We start from the raw sequence: 15,534 nt of genomic DNA, 5'->3' as shown, positions 1-15,534 counted from the left end.
GGACGTGTTGCAGACGAAATCGATGGGATGGCCGGGCAGCAGCGTGTCGCTCACGCGCGCCCGGACCAACAAGGTTTAGGAGAACGGTCGCCTGATGCAATGTGCGCCTAGCAATTCAACGCGCCGATTATCGGCTCGAACAGAAGACAGGCGTTGTGCATTCCCTGCAAAGGGATGGGCAAACTTCCCCCCGGAATATGCCAGCGGCAGGCCCGCTGGCTCGATCAAGCGATGGCCGGCGCCACGAAGACGTGGTGCTGACTCAATTTGGCGCGCGGTGCCTCGGGGCACGGCGCGCCTTGCCGTATTCATTAGCGTAAGCAGGTGGGATCAGCGTACGCCGATGAATAATCCGCTTCGTAGCGTGCGCTGTCGAGAAAGGCGACACGTGGGAAGCGGGTTTTGACGAAGGGTGTTGTTTGAACTGACTCTCATCTGAAAACCTGAAGGAGTAAACCATGGCACTTGCCAAGAAAAAAACCGCCGTTAAAAAGGCTGCAGCAAAGAAAGTCACCGCCAAGAAGGCCGCTCCGGCGAAGAAGGTCGCAGCCAAGAAGGTCGCTGTGAAGAAGGTCGCGGCAAAGAAAGTCGCAGCCAAGAAAGTCGCAACCAAGAAAGTAGCGGCGAAGAAGGTTGCAACGAAGAAGGTCGCGGCGAAGAAGGTTGCAGCGAAGAAGGTCGCAGCCAAGAAGGCGCCGGCGAAGAAGGCCGCGGCGAAGAAGGTTGCAGCGAAGAAGGTCGCAGCCAAGAAGGCGCCCGCGAAAAAGGCCGCAGCGAAGAAGGTCGCAGCCAAGAAAGTAGCCGCCAAGAAGGCGCCTGCGAAGAAGGCTGCCGCGAAGAAGGCGCCGGCGAAGAAGGCCGCAGCGAAGAAGGCCGCTGCGAAAAAGGCTCCCGCGAAAAAGGCTGCTGCGAAGACCGCAGCCCCTGCGCCTGCTGCTGCACCCGCTGCGAAAAAGGCCCCTGCGAAAAAAGCTCCGGCCAAGAAAGCCGCTGCTGCGAAGAAGACCACGGCTGCCGCTCCTGCCACGACGGCAACGACCGTTTCGGCGCCTGCTCCGGCTCCGGCCGCAGCGGTCAAGACGGCGTTGAACCCGGCAGCAGCATGGCCGTTCCCGACGGGCAGCCGTCCGTAAGTTCGCGTAGCAGGCAGCAAACCGGCACATTGCGATGTGCCTTGAGTCCGGGTAATGCTACCCGGACTGAACCCGCCGTCCGGGGCAACCCGGCGGCGGGTTTTTCATTCGTATGGCGGGAACGCGCAGGCGTGATTGCGCCAAGCCAGTCGCATCGGCAAGCTCGCTGTGCGCGGGCAAAGAAAAAGCGCATGCATCGTTCGATGCATGCGCCCGGTCAGTCCTGTTGAAGTGTTTTGGACGTTCAGTGCGTCACGCGCGTCACGCCACCGCTCGACAGCAGGCGCACCCGCTCGCCTGCCTGGAAGACTTCGCCGTTGGCGGTCTGCGTGATGGCGCGGAGGTCGCCGTTGTCGAGGCGCACGGTGATCTCGAGGCCGTTCTTCGTGGCCACGTTGTTCTCCACCGCGTTGCCCGCGACTGCGCCCGCCAGGCCGCCGATGATGCCCGCGATGATCGAACCGTTGCCGCCGCCGATCGCGCTCGCCGCCGCGACGCCGCCCAGCGCGCCGCCACCGATGGCGCCCAGGCCGCTCGGCTGGCCGTTGTTCGAGCTGATCTTCACGCCCCGCACGCTTTCGACGGTGGCCATGCGGACCGTCTCCTCGCGCTGCGCCTGCGAGGACGTGTAGACGTCCGGCGAACTGCTGTTATAGGCACAGCCGGTCATCGCTACTGAGCCGATGAGCGCCGCCGCCAGCACGACACGACTTACCGTTTTCATACCCTTGCTCCAAATCAGTTACGACAGGCTGCTTCCAAAAGCCTGCTGATAGCGTTCTTCAATCTCGGCGCGCGTGGGCGCGTAAGTCTGCGGCCCCTGATGCTCGATCTTCAGCGCGCCCATCAGGCTTGCCAGGCGCCCGGTCTTTTCCCAGCCAAGCGCATTCTCGATGCCGTAGAGCAAGCCGCCGCGGAACGCGTCGCCGCAACCGGTGGGATCCACCACTTGCCGTGCCTGCACCGCCGGCACCTCGAGCACGCCGTCCGCGTGATGGATCTGCGCGCCGTGTTCGCCGCGCGTAATCACGAGCGCCTTGACGCGGCTCCTGATGTCTTTAATTGACCATCCCGTCTTGTTGCTCAAGAGCTTGGCTTCGTAATCGTTGACCGCCACGTAGGTGGCAAGTTCAATCATGCGACAAAGCTCTACACCTTCAAGGATAGGCAATCCCTGACCCGGATCGAAGACGAACGGCACGCCCGCTTTGGCAAACCCTTCGGCATGCTCCCGCATACCTTGTGCCCCGTCCGGGGCGACGATGCCGAGCGAGACGCCGCGTGCTTCCTCGGTGCGGTTGAGGTGCGATTCCATCATCGCGCCCGGATGGAACGCGGTGATCTGGTTGTTCGCGAGGTCGGTGGTGATGAAGCATTGCGCCGAATGCTGGTCGGGCAACACGCGCACGTATTCCTTCGACAAACCGAGCGCGTCGAGCCGGTCGATATACAGCTGCGCATCCGCTTCGCCGAGCGTGGCCATGATCTTCGCGTCGCCGCCCAGCAGCTTCAGCGCGTACGCAATGTTGCCCGCGCAGCCGCCGAAGTTGCGGCGCATCGTCGGGACCAGGAAGCTGATGTTCAGCATGTGCACCTGGTCCGGCAGGATATGGTCGCCGAAGCGGCCCTGGAAGGTCATGATGTTGTCGTAGGCGAGCGAGCCGCAGATGAGCGTAGCCAAGGCGAACGTCCTTATTGTTGGAAGCCGGAAGAGGGAAAGCGCATGCGCATGCGGGGCGCGACGGCACCTGGCATCGCGCCTCGCATGCGCGCGGGCCGCTCAGTGCGGCCCGCGTTTCAGCGTTACTTCAGTGCGGCGAGTGCGGCGTCGTAGTTCGGCTCGTCCTTGATCTCAGGGACGAGTTGCGAATGCAGCACCGTGTTGTTTTCGTCGAGCACGACGACCGCGCGCGCCGTCAGGCCGCGCAGCGGGCCGCTCGTGATGTCGACGCCGTAGGACTGCGCGAACTCGTGGCCACGGAACGTCGATGCCGACACGACGTTCTCGAGCCCTTCGGTCGTGCAGAAGCGCTTCATCGCGAAGGGCAGGTCGCCCGACACCACCACGACCACCGTGTTGTCCAGCTTGCTGGCGGCTTCGTTGAACTTGCGCGTGGAGGTGGCGCAGGTCGGCGTGTCCAGGCTCGGCACGATGTTCAGCACTTTGCGCTTGCCGGCGAAACTGGCGAGCTTGACGTCGCCGAGATCCGTACCGACGAGCGTGAACTCGCTGGCCGGCTGGCCCTTGCCCGGGAACGTGCCGCCTACGTCGATGGGATTGCCGCCGAGGGTAACTTGACTCATGTTGCGCTCCAGAGAATTGTCAGATGCTGACGGGAAAACCGCGCGTGCACGAACCGCGAAGGCCGTGACGCGCGTCATGTGGAACAGGGGGCCGGACGCTCGCGCGCCGGCCCGCCATTACGGATAAAAGACCTGAACCCGGTAGTTCGCGGCGACGGCGTCGCCGGTATCGAGCCGGACGACGACCGGCTGCGCGCTCTGCGGCGGAAGGCCGATGGCGAATATCGTACCCGGTCGCGCGTAATCCTGCGGCCAGAGCACGCGGCGGATGGCGACATTGTTCTTGTCGTCGAGCAGCGTGAGTTCGAGCGCGGGATAGGCGAGCGCGACATCCATCCGGTTGCGCAGCGAGAGTTTTAGTTCGAGCTTGTGCGGGCCGTCCACCTGGCGCAGTCCCGAGCTTTCGATCTGGAGTCCGTCGATATCGCGCGGCGGCGAAACCTTGCAGCCGAGCTGATCGCAGACATCGGCGTAAATGGCATGCGCGCCGGGCACGCTCACCATGACGGTCTCGCGCTGCCACCAGGCAAGCTGCGCGACGAGCAGCAGCACCAGCAGCACCGCCAGCACGATCCCGGCGATACGGCCGCCCTTGCTCTTTGTCCTGCTGCGCGTGCCGCCTTCGGGCTCGGCCGCATGCGGGCGGGACGCGTCGCGCATGGGGTCATGCATCGTTTCGCGCATCGCGGGAAAGGCTTCGTTGGCGCTGGCCGCGCGCGCATTGCCGGCGCGCCTTTCGCCGAAGCCCGGTTCGGGATCGTCGGCCCAGGCGGGCGCGGCCGGGGTTGAGGCGGGTTCCGGCGCGGGACGCTGAGGCGGCGTCTCCGGCGCCTTGTCCACCGGACCAATGAACGGCTCGGCGCGATCGTCGACCGGATCGAACGACGAAGAGGCCGGCCTGAACGGCGGCGGAGGCGGTTCGACCGGCGAAGCAAACGGCGCATCGGGCCGCGTCTGCGGCGCGCCCGCGCGAACGAACTGCTTCACGCGCGGCGGCGTTTGCGGTTCGGCGGACGGTTCGTTGGCGGCGTCGCTCGATGCGGTCTGCGTGGCGTCGTCTTGCGGCGCCGGTGACGGCGTTTGTGGCGACGCCGGAGCGTGTGCGTAGGCCGTGCGGTCTTCGTCTTCCTCCGGCGCTGAAACGGGTGCAGCAGGTGCAGCAGGTGCGGCAGGCGGCGGCGTGAACGGCCGCGGCTTCGGCGGCGCGTCCGCTACGGGCGACGGGTCGGCGGGAGCCGTGTGCGTGGACGGGCCGATCGCGGCGTCGTCGTCGATGATCGCGGCGTGCTGCGGAATGGCGGACGCGGCGGTTTCGTCGGGCAGTTCGAAGCGATGATGCGCGGCGTCGAAGACTTCCTGGCAGTGGCCGCAGCGCACGCGGCCGTCATGCGGCGCGAGCAGGTGAGGGTCGAGCTTGAAGACGGTTTCGCAGTGGGGGCAGCGGGTTGCCAGCGCCATATAAGAAGTGCCGTTGGCCTTGCGGCCGGTTCGTGGACGATGGCGCTATTTTAATGACTTTCGCGCCGCGTTCCGGCCAGACATACCCACCCTTCGTGCTCGCGCCAGACGCCGATGTCGATCCACTTCGCATAGGCCGCCGCAACCTCGTCGGCCTGGCGCGCGAGCACGCCCGACAACGCGATCCAGCCGCCCGGCTTGACCTTCGACGAGAGCATCGACGCCATCAGCTTGAGCGGGTTCGAAAGAATGTTCGCGACGACGATATCGAATTCGCCGGACGGACATTCATCGGGCAGGCCGTAGGCCACGGCCGCGTGGTTGCGCTCGCTGTTGTGGCGGGCGGACTCGACAGCCTGCGGATCGATATCGATGCCGGTGACCGGATCCGCGCCGCATTTCTTCGCAAGAATGGCGAGGATGCCGGAGCCGCAGCCGTAGTCGAGCAATGACTGTCCGGGCTTGACCGATTGCTCGAGCCATTCCATGCACAGGCGCGTGGTCGGATGGCTGCCGGTGCCGAACGCGAGACCCGGATCGAGTTCGAGCACGAGCGCGTCCGGGTCCGGTGCGTCGTGCCACGACGGCACGACCCAGATGCGCTCGCCGATGGAGATCGGATCGAACTGCGCCTGCGTCAATCGCACCCAGTCCTGCTCGGCGACATCGCGCACGCTGAACGACGGCGTCGCGTCCAGCCCGATTTCATTCGCGGCCGCCGCCAGCAACACGGCGGGTTCGGCGTCCTCGGCGAGCAGCGCCACCACGCGCGAACGCTTCCACGCACTCTTTTCCGGCACGAGACCGGGCTCGCCGAAGAGCGGCTGTTCGTCGGGCGTGTCGGCGTCGGCGTCCTCGACGGAAACCGACAGCGCGCCCACGTCGAGCAGCGCATCCGACAGCGCTTCCGCGTGCTCGCGGTCCAGTTCGGCGATCAGTTCCCGATAACTCATGCTGACTCTCTTGCGGGTTTTCTTGCTGCGGGCTTCAGGATTCTTCGGCCACGGCCGCCTGACGCGCGGCGAGCTTGTTCTCGAGGTAATGGATGCTCGTGCCGCCCTCGACGAACTTCGCGTCGATCATCATCTCGCGATGCAGCGGGATGTTGGTCTGGATGCCTTCCACGACCATCTCCGACAGCGCGATGCGCATGCGGTTGATGGCTTGCTCGCGGGTCGCGCCGTAGGCGATGAGCTTGCCGATCATCGAATCGTAGTTCGGCGGCACGAAGTAGTTCGCGTAGGCGTGCGAGTCGACGCGGATGCCGGGGCCGCCCGCCGTATGCCACGACGTGATGCGTCCCGGCGACGGCGTGAACTTGAAGGGATCTTCCGCGTTGATCCGGCATTCGATCGCATGACCGCGGAACTGGATGTCCTTCTGGCGGATCGTGAGCTTTTCGCCCGCGGCGATGCGGATCTGCTCCTGCACGATGTCGACGCCCGTGATGAGCTCCGTCACCGGATGCTCGACCTGCACGCGCGTGTTCATCTCGATGAAGTAGAACTCGTTGTTCTCGTAAAGGAACTCGAAGGTACCCGCGCCGAGATAGCCCATCTTCTTGCAGGCGTCGGCGCAGCGGTCGCCGATGCGTTCGATCAGACGCCGCGCGATGCCCGGCGCCGGCGCTTCCTCGATCACCTTCTGGTGACGGCGCTGCATCGAGCAGTCGCGCTCGCCCAGCCAGATGGCGTTGCGGAACGAATCCGACAGCACCTGGATCTCGATGTGCCGCGGGTTCTCGAGGAATTTCTCCATGTAGACCTGCGGATTACCGAAGGCCCGGCCGGCTTCCTCGCGCGTCATGTTGACGGCGTTGACCAGCGCCGCTTCGGTATGCACCACGCGCATGCCGCGTCCGCCGCCGCCGCCGGCCGCCTTGATGATCACCGGATAGCCGATGACGCGGGCAATCTTCACGATTTCGCGCGGATCGTCCGGCAATGCGCCTTCCGAACCCGGCACGCACGGCACGCCGGTCTTGATCATGGTCTGCTTCGCCGTGACCTTGTCGCCCATCATGCGGATCGTTTCCGGGCGCGGGCCAATGAAGGTGAAGCCCGACTGCTCGACGCGCTCGGCAAAATCCGCGTTCTCCGACAGGAAGCCGTAGCCGGGGTGGATCGCTTCGGCGTCGGTGACTTCCGCCGCGCTGATGAGCGCAGGCATGTTCAGGTAGGAGAGATTCGACGGCGCCGGTCCGATGCACACGGCTTCGTCGGCGAGCTTGACGTACTTGGCTTCCTTGTCGGCTTCGGAATAGACGACAACGGTTTTGACGCCCAGCTCGCGGCACGCGCGCTGGATGCGAAGCGCGATTTCGCCGCGGTTCGCAATAAGAATTTTTTCAAACATGGTGGGTCGGCTCATCAACGGGCACGCGCGAGCGGCCCTCGGGGATCCAATCGGCGGCGCGCGCGGCTCGGGCGAACGAGGTCTGCGAACGGGTTCGCAAGCGGGTTCGCAAGCGGGTTCGCGAGCGAGTCTGCGCGCTGGACGCAATGCCGGACAGCAATGGCGACGGCATGGGCAAAGTGCGCGCGTTCAGGCTGCGTTCGACGAAAAAGCGGCGCATCCGGCGCGGCGGCGCGTCAGTCGCCGATGACGAAGAGCGGCTGGCCGTATTCCACCGCCTGGCCGTTCTCGACGAGGATTTCCTTCACGACGCCGGCCTTGTCGGACTCGATCTCGTTCAGGAGCTTCATGGCTTCGATGATGCACAGCGTCTGGCCTTCCTTCACCGTATCGCCGACCTGCACGAACGGGTCTGCGCCCGGCGAGGGTGCGCGGTAGAACGAACCGACCATCGGCGAGGTCACGACGTGGCCCTGCACGGCTGCGGCCGGTGCGCCGGCGGCAACCGGGGCGCCGGCTTCGCTGACCGCACCCATGTGCTGGCCCGACTGCATCGGCGCTTGCGGCGCGTACTGTTGCGGCGCCTGCATGTACACGGGCGCGGCATTCTTGACGATGCGAACCTTGCCTTCGCCTTCCGTCACTTCCAGCTCCGAGATGCCGGATTCCGAGACGAGGTCGATCAGCGTTTTGAGTTTACGAAGGTCCATCGAAAAATCCCCTTTCAATACTTGGAGACCGGGCTGCCCGGTGCTTGACTTGATTTGTGGGTGCTCTGACTGCTTCAGCCGCGAGCCGGTGCAACAGCGGCGTCGCAGTTCCGGCGCGCCTGCCCGAAGGGAACGTGCATGATGGCTCTGACGTCGAGGTAAGCGCGCGGCACCGGCAGAGTCGTCATGGTCGCTTCGGGTTGTGCGGAATTGGGCGCACTTTAGCGCCGTTTAGAGAATTTTGTCTAGTTTTACCGTTTGGGCCAACTCTCCGGCGCGGGACAAATTACCGCGTGCGCCAACGGTTCATCTCGAATTTGGCTCAAGATCGCCGTAATGTACCCTAACTCGCGGCTTACTTAATGCAACCCGCGCGCAGCATAGAGTCAAATTTTACAGGCTGTCGAGAGTGCGTTTAAGTTCAGCGCTGTCCACTTCGCCTAATTTTGTTGAACGAACGGTGCCTTTTGCATCGATCACGACGGTAAAAGGCAGAGCGCCGGCACTGTTGCCGAAGCTGCGCGCCAGATCAGCGCCGCCAAAACCGGTGACATAGACCGGATAGGCCACCGGAACTTTCTTGAGGAAGTCGTTGACGTTCTTTTCGCTGTCGACGCCCAGGCCGATGAAGGTGATGCCCTTCTTCTCGTACTCGCGCTGAAGCGCGGACAGTTCCGGCATTTCCTTGACGCACGGCCCGCACCACGAGGCCCAGAAGTTGACGACCACCGGCTTGCCCTTGAATGCCGACAAGGGTTGCGACGTGCCCGCCGCGCCCGGCGGCGCCGTCTTCCAGAGTTGTTCGACGGGGCTGCCGGCGCTCGCGCTGCTGTTGGCAGGTGTCGCGGCTTCGCTGTCATTGCCGTGGAAAACGTGACTCGCGTACAAGCCGCCGGCCGTTGCGGCGACCGCGACGACGAGGGCCGCGAGAATGCGTGTGGTGTTCATGAGCGTCCGGAAAAGTGTCAGCCGCCGATTTCGAGCGGCGGCGCATCGGGAGAATCGAGCAGCGAGCGGACCGTGGCGGCATTGGCGCGCGCGAGCCGCCCGCGGCCGTCCGCGCGCACGGCGCCGCGCAGGTCGTCCGGATCATACAGCGCGATGTGCACGCCGACCGGTTCCTCGCCCGGCGTGCGCTGCAGGAAGCTGAGCGTCTCGACGTAGCCGCGCCCGGCAAAATGCCGCGTCTCCGAAACGTCGTATTGCACGTTGTTGTTCAGCAGGTAGATGGCGACTTCCTTCGGGTTGTCGCAGAAGCATTGCAGATGGACATCCGAATGTTCGCCTGCCGTGCCGTTCAGCACCGCGCCGGTCAGATAGGGATCGAAGGGCTTGAGCCGCTCCATCCAGTCGAGCGCGGTTTCACGCATGCGGCGCAGCACCGCCGGCTGACTGTCGCTCTGGAAAATCGCCTGGTACTCGCGGATTTCCTCTTCGATCTGGTCGTTATCAGGCAGGAATTCGCCGCCGATCTTCGTCTCGCCGACCACCTGCTTCGCGGCCTTGCGCTTGGCGGTGGCGTAGTCGAGACCGTCTTCGGCGATCATTCTCGCGGCGGCGATCGCGATTTCCTCGCGCACGCGCTGCGGATCGAAATGTGATTTGCGAACCATGCCGAAATGATACTAGATAACAGCAGGCAGCCATTTTGGCCGGCTGCGAACACCACCGCCGCGGACGCCGGGCGGCGGAGTTCGCTCGGTTACAATAGCCTCTCTCCGGCGCGCTCCCGCAAGGGCCTCGAACCAGGCGCCATTCCCTGTTTTCCGCACTGAATCGCCCGCGCGGCGCGACACGCTTTATGCATATCCACATCCTCGGCATCTGCGGCACCTTCATGGGCGGACTCGCCGTCCTGGCGCGCGAAGCGGGCCACAAGGTCACCGGCTGCGACGCGGGCGTCTATCCGCCGATGAGCACGCAGCTCGAAGCGCAGGGCATCGAGTTGATCGAGGGATATGGGGTCGAGCAGCTGGCGCTGGAGCCGGACCTGTTCGTGATCGGCAACGTGGTGACGCGCGGCAATCCGCTGATGGAGGCCATCCTCGATCGCGGACTGCCGTACACGTCCGGCCCGCAATGGCTCGGCGAGCATGTGCTGAACGGCAAGTGGGTACTGGCGGTGGCCGGCACGCACGGCAAGACCACCACGAGCTCGATGCTCGCCTGGCTGCTGGAAGACGCGGGCATGAACCCGGGCTTCCTGATCGGCGGCGTGCCGCTCAACTTCGGCATTTCGGCGCGCTTGACCGATTCGAGCTTCTTCGTCATCGAAGCGGACGAATACGACACGGCGTTCTTCGACAAGCGCTCGAAGTTCGTCCATTACCGTCCGCGTACCGCCGTGCTCAACAACCTCGAGTTCGATCACGCCGACATCTTCCCGGATCTCGCCGCCATCGAAACGCAATTCCATCATCTCGTGCGGACCGTGCCCAGGATTGGGCGCATCGTGACGAACGGGCGCGAAGCGGCGCTCGAACGCGTGTTGACGCGCGGCTGCTGGTCGGGCGTGGAGCGCTTCGGCGTGCAAGGCGGCTGGGAGGCGTTGCCCGCTGAAGACGGCGTGGCCGTCGACGAGCAGTTCGCCGTGTATTGGGAAGGCGAGCGTCAGGGCGTGGTCGACTGGCAGGTGCAGGGCGAGCACAACCGCATGAATGCGCTCGCGGCTATCGCGGCGGCGCGCTCGGTGGGCGTGCCGGCGGCGCAGTCCGTGAAGTCGCTCGGCAGCTTCCGCAACGTCAAGCGGCGCATGGAAGTGAAGGGCAGCGTCGACGGCGTCACCGTGTACGACGACTTCGCGCATCATCCCACCGCCATCGACACGACCGTCGCCGGACTGCGCACGCGCATCGGCGAGTCGCGCATCCTGGCCGTGCTCGAACCGCGTTCCAACACGATGAAGCTCGGCACGATGAAGGCGCAACTTCCCGCCAGCCTCGCCGGTGCAGACCTGGTATTCGGCTACGGCGCACGCGAAGGCCGCGACAAGCTCGGCTGGGATCTGGCCGACGCGCTCGCGCCGCTCGGCGACAAGGCGCGGGCGTTCAACGAAATCGAACCGTTGGTGAAGGCGGTCGCGGCCGCCGCGCGTCCCGGTGACCACGTGCTCGTCATGAGCAACGGCGGCTTCGGCGGCGTCCATCAGAAATTGCTCGACGCGCTTTCGGCGCGCGGCGCCGGAGGACGGGCGTGATTCTCTACCTGCACGGCTTTCGTTCGTCTCCCCAGTCCTTCAAGGCGCGCGTCATGCATGCGCGCCTCGCGGAACTCGGGCGGCTCGGCGAATGGCGGTGCCCGACGCTGCCGGTCTCACCGTCCGATGCCGTCGAACTGGCGGAGTCGCTCGTGGCGGACGAAGCGGCTCGTGACGTGACGGTGGTCGGCAGTTCGCTCGGCGGCTACTACGCTACGTATCTCGCGGAGAAACATGGCTGGCGCGCCGTGCTGCTGAATCCGGCCGTCGTGCCGCAGCGCGACCTGAGCCATTTCCTCGGCGAACAGCCGCTGTGGCACGGTGGCGGCAGCATCACCGTGCTGCCGCGTCATCTCGACGAACTGCGCGCGCTCGCGGTCGACCGGATCACGCGGCCCGAACGCTATTTCCTGATCGCGGCGACGGGCGACGAAGTGCTCGATTACCGTACGATGCTCGACCACTATCCCGGCGTGCGCACCACGCTGATTCAGGGCGGCGATCATGCGATCAGCGACTTTCCGGCGCATCTCGCCGACGTGCTCGCGTTCTGCGATCAGGCGCCGCCGCCGCTGGTCACGCCCGCCGCGGCGTGAATCCGGGCGGTCGAACCCATTCAACCACCGGCGCGCGGGCAAAACCTAATCGGTCTGCGTTCCGGTCCACTGTCTGACGAGAGTATTGAGTGAACGTTTTCTTCGAGGAATCGGGTAGTTTCAAGGCCGGATCGGTGCTGTCCAAGCAGGGCGACGCGTTCCAGGTCGAGTTGCCGGGCGGACGCCGCGCCAAGGTGCGGGCGAAGGACGTGCTGATCGAATTCGACAAGCCCGCCGCCGGCGACCTGATGCAGGAGGCCGACGCGATCGCGCAGGAGATCGATCTCGATTTCCTGTGGGAATGCGCGCCCGACGAGGAATTTCCGTTCGCCACGCTCGGCGCGGATTATTTCGGCGACAAGTTCGGTCCCGCCGAACGCGCCGCGCTCGTGCTGCGGATGCACGGCTCGCCGGTCTACTTCCGCCGCAAGGGGCGCGGCCAGTATCAGCGCGCGCCGCAGGAGCAGTTGCAGATGGCACTCGCCTCGCTCGAGCGCAAGCGGCAGCAGGCGCTCGTGCAGCAGGGCTGGGAAGAGGAACTCAAGGCCGGCAAACTGCCCGACGCGCTGAAGGGCAAGGCCATCGGGCTCCTGACGAAGCCGGACAAGAATTCCAGTGAGTACAAGGCGCTTGAGGCGGCCGCCGCCGCGCGCGGCATTTCGCAGGCGCGGCTGATGCTCGAATGCGGCGGCATCGCGTCGCCGCGCGCGCTGCACGAGGCGCGTTTCCTGTCGGAGCACTTCCCGCATGGCATCGGCTTTCCGGCGGTGCAGCCGGCGCCGCTGCCCGAGGATCTGCCGGAAGCGAACGTCCAGGCGTTCTCCATCGACGACGTCACCACGACTGAAATCGACGATGCCTTCTCCGTTGAACATCTCGCCGATGGCCGCGTGCGCGTGGGCATCCACATCGCGGCGCCGGCGCTCGGCATTACGCGCGACGACGCCATCGACGCGATCGCGCGCGGGCGCCTGTCCACCGTCTACATGCCGGGCGACAAGATCACGATGCTGCCGGACAACGTCGTCGAGGTCTTCACGCTCGGCGAGGGCGGGCTGCGCCCGGCGCTGTCGCTGTACATCATCGTGAATCGCGAGACGCAGGAGATCGTCGCCACCGAGACGCGCGCCGAGCGCGTGTTCGTGAAGAGCAACCTGCGCCACAACCATCTCGATGAGCACGTCACCGAGGAAAGTCTCGCCGCCGGTACGGGCGAGTATCCGCACAAGGACGATATCGCGGTGCTGTGGCCGCTCGCGCAGGCGCTGTTCGAGAAGCGCCAGGAAGCGCGCGCCGGCTATGGCCTGCGTCGTGAAGTGCAGCGCAACAACGACTTCAACTTTTATGTCGACGGCGAGCACATCACGATCACGCCGCGCCGCCGGGGTTCGCCGCTCGACCTGATCGTCGCGGAACTGGCGATTCTCGCGAATTCGTCGTGGGGCGCGTTTCTCAACGACCACGGCGTGCCGGGCATCTACCGTTCGCAGCGCGGCTTCGGCGGTCCTGGTCCGAAGCGCACGCGCATGCAGACGACGCCCGCGCCGCACGAAGGGCTGGGCGTCGCGCAATATGCGTGGAGCACGTCGCCGCTGCGCCGCTATGTCGACCTCGTCAATCAATGGCAGCTGCTCGCCTGCGTGCAGCACGGCGTGATGGCCAAGCTGGCCGCGCCGTTCAAGCCGAAGGACGCGGATCTGTTCGCTGTCGTGCAGGGTTTCGACGACACCTACAGCGCCTACGCGGATCATCAGCGCCGCATGGAGTATTTCTGGTGCCTGCGCTGGCTCAGGCAGGAGAATAAAAAGCAGGTGCCGGCGTCGGTGATCAAGGACGATCTCGTGCGTCTCGAAGAAATTCCGCTGATGCTGCACGTGCCGGGCCTCGGCGTGCATGCGCGCGGCACGCGCGTGATGCTGGAAGTCGTCTCGACCGATGAGCTGACGGTCGAGGCGTCGTGCCGCCTGCTGCACGTGATCGATGCGCCGTCCGTCAGCGCACCGGCCGAGGAAGACGAGGCCGAAGAAGAGATCATCGAAGCCGACGATCTCTCGGCGCAAAGCGAGGCGGAGGCGGCGGCGGAGGCGTCGACGGAACCGCCGGTTGCCCCTGACGATGCGCCGCAACCCTCGGAGCCGAGCGGATCATGAAAGATCGTTACGCGGTGATCGGCAATCCGGTCGAGCACAGCAAGTCGCCGTGGATCCACGCACGGTTTGCCGTGCAGACGGGCGAGCCGGTCGAATACGGCCGCATGCTCGGGCCGCTCGGCGGCTTCGAACCTGAAGTGCGGCGCTTCATCGCGTCAGGCGGGCGTGGCCTGAACGTCACGGTGCCGTTCAAGCTCGAAGCGCACGCGCTGGCCGATTCGCTGTCGCCGCGCGCCGCCGCGGCGGGCGCGGTGAACACGCTGGCGTTCGGGCCCGATGGCGTGCGCGGCGACAACACCGACGGCGTCGGGCTCGTGCGCGACATCGAAGTGAATCTCGGCGTGAGCCTGAAGGGCGCGCGCATCCTGCTGCTCGGCGCGGGCGGCGCGGCGCGCGGCGTCGTGCTGCCGATCTTCGAACGCGCGCCGGCTGCGCTCACCATCGTCAATCGCACGGCGTCGAAGGCGCATCAGCTCGTCGACCAGTTCGCGCAGAATGCGGCCGATTGCGGCGTGCGCTTCTCGGGCGGCGGCGCGGCGAGTGTCGAGGGCGGCGCCTATGACGTGATCGTCAACGCGACGGCCGGCAGTCTCGATGCCGCGCTGCCCGAGTGCGACGACAGCGCCTTCGGCACGGCCACGCTGGCCTACGACATGATGTACGGCGCGCAGCCCACCGTCTTCATGCAGCACGCGTCGCAGCTCGGCGCGCGCGCGGCGGACGGGCTCGGCATGCTGGTCGAGCAGGCCGCCGAATCGTTCTTCGTCTGGCGGGGCGTGCGTCCCGACGGCGGCGCGGTGCTGCGCGAGCTGCGCCAGTCGCTGGCCGCGAAAGCCTGATGACCACCGCGCCGGTCGGCGGCCGTACGCCATCGGGCAGCACCCGGAGCCGCCGCGAGGTGCGGCTCGGGCCGGCGCGCTGGATTGCCTACGGCGTCTCGGTGCTGGGTATCGCATTCTTCGCCACGCAAGTCTGGTTCTTCGCGCAGGTCGGCATCTGGACGGTGGTGAATCCCGGACCGACAGCCTTCATGCGCAGCGACGCATGGACGCTCGCCAAAACGCATCCGGGCGTGACGCTGCAGCGCACCTGGGTTCCCTACGACCAGATTTCGCGCAATCTGAAGCGCGCGATCATCGCGTCCGAGGACGCCAACTTCGTCAACAACAACGGCTACGAAACCGACGCCATCCTGCAGGCGTGGGAGAAGAACAAGACGCGCGGCAAGATCGTCGCGGGCGGTTCGACCATCTCGCAGCAGCTGGCCCGCAACCTGTTGTTGTCGCGTGAGAAGAGTTATGTGCGCAAGGCGCAGGAGCTGGTCATCACCTGGATGCTCGAATTCTGGATGGACAAGGAACGCATCTTCGAGATCTATCTGAATTCGGTCGAGTGGGGCAACGGCGTGTACGGCGCGGAAGCGGCGGCCCAGCACTATTACAAGACCTCGGCGGCGAAGCTCACCGCCTGGCAGAGCGCCCGGCTTGCCGTCATGCTGCCGCGCCCGAAGTATTTCGACGACCATCGCAACGCGCCGTATCTGTCCCAGCGAGCAGGCGTGATCGCACGCCGGATGGGCGCCGCAGAACTGCCGCAATGAGTTTTAGCTGAAGCTCGATAAACACGATAAAG

At 65.5% G+C, this 15,534-nt stretch carries 15 protein-coding genes and 1 pseudogene; 7 read left to right on the top strand and 9 right to left on the bottom strand.

Going from position 1 to position 15,534, the window contains the following annotated elements; genetic code table 11:
• Positions 1 to 94: 94 nt before the first annotated feature.
• Together QCE69_RS12685 and QCE69_RS12680 are read left to right on the top strand one after the other, a co-directional pair.
• Positions 95 to 428 (top strand): annotated as a pseudogene (locus QCE69_RS12685) (hypothetical protein).
• 30 nt (positions 429 to 458) lie between these two features.
• Positions 459 to 1,133 carry a histone H1-like DNA-binding protein gene (locus tag QCE69_RS12680; RefSeq protein ID WP_309931047.1) on the top strand — a complete coding sequence of 225 codons (675 nt, stop codon included), beginning with the start codon at positions 459 to 461 and terminating at the stop codon, positions 1,131 to 1,133.
• A 244-nt stretch (positions 1,134 to 1,377) separates the two neighbouring features.
• Here QCE69_RS12680 and QCE69_RS12675 read toward each other — a convergent pair whose 3' ends face one another.
• The 9 genes from QCE69_RS12675 to QCE69_RS12635 form a co-directional block, all read right to left on the bottom strand.
• Positions 1,378 to 1,857 (bottom strand): hypothetical protein, encoded by a 480-nt coding sequence (locus tag QCE69_RS12675; protein WP_309809876.1) that lies wholly within the window; start codon positions 1,855 to 1,857, stop codon positions 1,378 to 1,380.
• Positions 1,858 to 1,875: 18 nt separating this feature from the next.
• Complete coding sequence (locus QCE69_RS12670) at positions 1,876 to 2,814, bottom strand: carbohydrate kinase family protein (RefSeq protein ID WP_309931046.1); 939 nt, start codon at positions 2,812 to 2,814, stop codon at positions 1,876 to 1,878.
• Between the two features lie 122 nt (positions 2,815 to 2,936).
• Positions 2,937 to 3,437: a thiol peroxidase gene (gene tpx, locus QCE69_RS12665; RefSeq protein ID WP_309809870.1), complete on the bottom strand. Its 501-nt coding sequence runs from the start codon at positions 3,435 to 3,437 to the stop codon at positions 2,937 to 2,939.
• 117 nt (positions 3,438 to 3,554) lie between these two features.
• Positions 3,555 to 4,895: a DUF3426 domain-containing protein gene (locus tag QCE69_RS12660; RefSeq protein WP_309931045.1), complete on the bottom strand. Its 1,341-nt coding sequence runs from the start codon at positions 4,893 to 4,895 to the stop codon at positions 3,555 to 3,557.
• A 50-nt stretch (positions 4,896 to 4,945) separates the two neighbouring features.
• A complete protein-coding gene (prmA, locus tag QCE69_RS12655) occupies positions 4,946 to 5,848 on the bottom strand; it encodes a 50S ribosomal protein L11 methyltransferase (RefSeq protein WP_309931044.1) in 903 nt (300 codons plus the stop codon).
• A gap of 34 nt (positions 5,849 to 5,882) precedes the next feature.
• Entirely contained in the window at positions 5,883 to 7,250 is a 1,368-nt protein-coding gene (gene accC / locus QCE69_RS12650) for an acetyl-CoA carboxylase biotin carboxylase subunit (RefSeq protein ID WP_309918506.1), read from the bottom strand.
• Between the two features lie 236 nt (positions 7,251 to 7,486).
• The gene (accB, locus tag QCE69_RS12645; protein ID WP_309918504.1) at positions 7,487 to 7,960 is read right to left on the bottom strand and encodes an acetyl-CoA carboxylase biotin carboxyl carrier protein; all 474 of its coding nucleotides are present in this window, start codon (positions 7,958 to 7,960) and stop codon (positions 7,487 to 7,489) included.
• A 393-nt stretch (positions 7,961 to 8,353) separates the two neighbouring features.
• Positions 8,354 to 8,908, bottom strand: a complete 555-nt coding sequence (locus tag QCE69_RS12640; protein WP_309918502.1) for a TlpA disulfide reductase family protein — start codon at positions 8,906 to 8,908, stop codon at positions 8,354 to 8,356.
• Between the two features lie 17 nt (positions 8,909 to 8,925).
• Positions 8,926 to 9,573 (bottom strand): UDP-N-acetylmuramate--alanine ligase, encoded by a 648-nt coding sequence (locus QCE69_RS12635; RefSeq protein ID WP_309918501.1) that lies wholly within the window; start codon positions 9,571 to 9,573, stop codon positions 8,926 to 8,928.
• Positions 9,574 to 9,761: 188 nt separating this feature from the next.
• Here QCE69_RS12635 and mpl point away from each other — a divergent pair, with 188 nt between their 5' ends.
• From mpl to mtgA, 5 genes are all read left to right on the top strand, one after another.
• A complete protein-coding gene (mpl, locus tag QCE69_RS12630; RefSeq protein ID WP_309931041.1) occupies positions 9,762 to 11,156 on the top strand; it encodes a UDP-N-acetylmuramate:L-alanyl-gamma-D-glutamyl-meso-diaminopimelate ligase in 1,395 nt (464 codons plus the stop codon).
• On the top strand, positions 11,153 to 11,752 hold the full coding sequence (locus tag QCE69_RS12625; protein WP_309918496.1) for a YqiA/YcfP family alpha/beta fold hydrolase: 600 nt from the start codon (positions 11,153 to 11,155) through the stop codon (positions 11,750 to 11,752). The genes mpl and QCE69_RS12625 overlap by 4 nt, the downstream gene beginning before the upstream one ends.
• Before the next feature lie 89 nt (positions 11,753 to 11,841).
• On the top strand, positions 11,842 to 13,902 hold the full coding sequence (locus QCE69_RS12620) for an RNB domain-containing ribonuclease (RefSeq protein ID WP_309931040.1): 2,061 nt from the start codon (positions 11,842 to 11,844) through the stop codon (positions 13,900 to 13,902).
• Positions 13,899 to 14,741 carry a shikimate dehydrogenase gene (aroE, locus tag QCE69_RS12615; protein WP_309931039.1) on the top strand — a complete coding sequence of 281 codons (843 nt, stop codon included), beginning with the start codon at positions 13,899 to 13,901 and terminating at the stop codon, positions 14,739 to 14,741. The genes QCE69_RS12620 and aroE overlap by 4 nt, the downstream gene beginning before the upstream one ends.
• A complete protein-coding gene (gene mtgA, locus QCE69_RS12610; protein WP_309931037.1) occupies positions 14,741 to 15,502 on the top strand; it encodes a monofunctional biosynthetic peptidoglycan transglycosylase in 762 nt (253 codons plus the stop codon). The genes aroE and mtgA overlap by 1 nt, the downstream gene beginning before the upstream one ends.
• The last annotated feature ends 32 nt before the right edge of the window (positions 15,503 to 15,534 follow it).

This window comes from Caballeronia sp. LZ032 (genome assembly GCF_031451315.1).
Taxonomy (GTDB): domain Bacteria; phylum Pseudomonadota; class Gammaproteobacteria; order Burkholderiales; family Burkholderiaceae; genus Caballeronia.
Note: the sequence above shows the minus strand (reverse complement) of the source record. Positions and strands in the feature narration are given on the sequence as shown.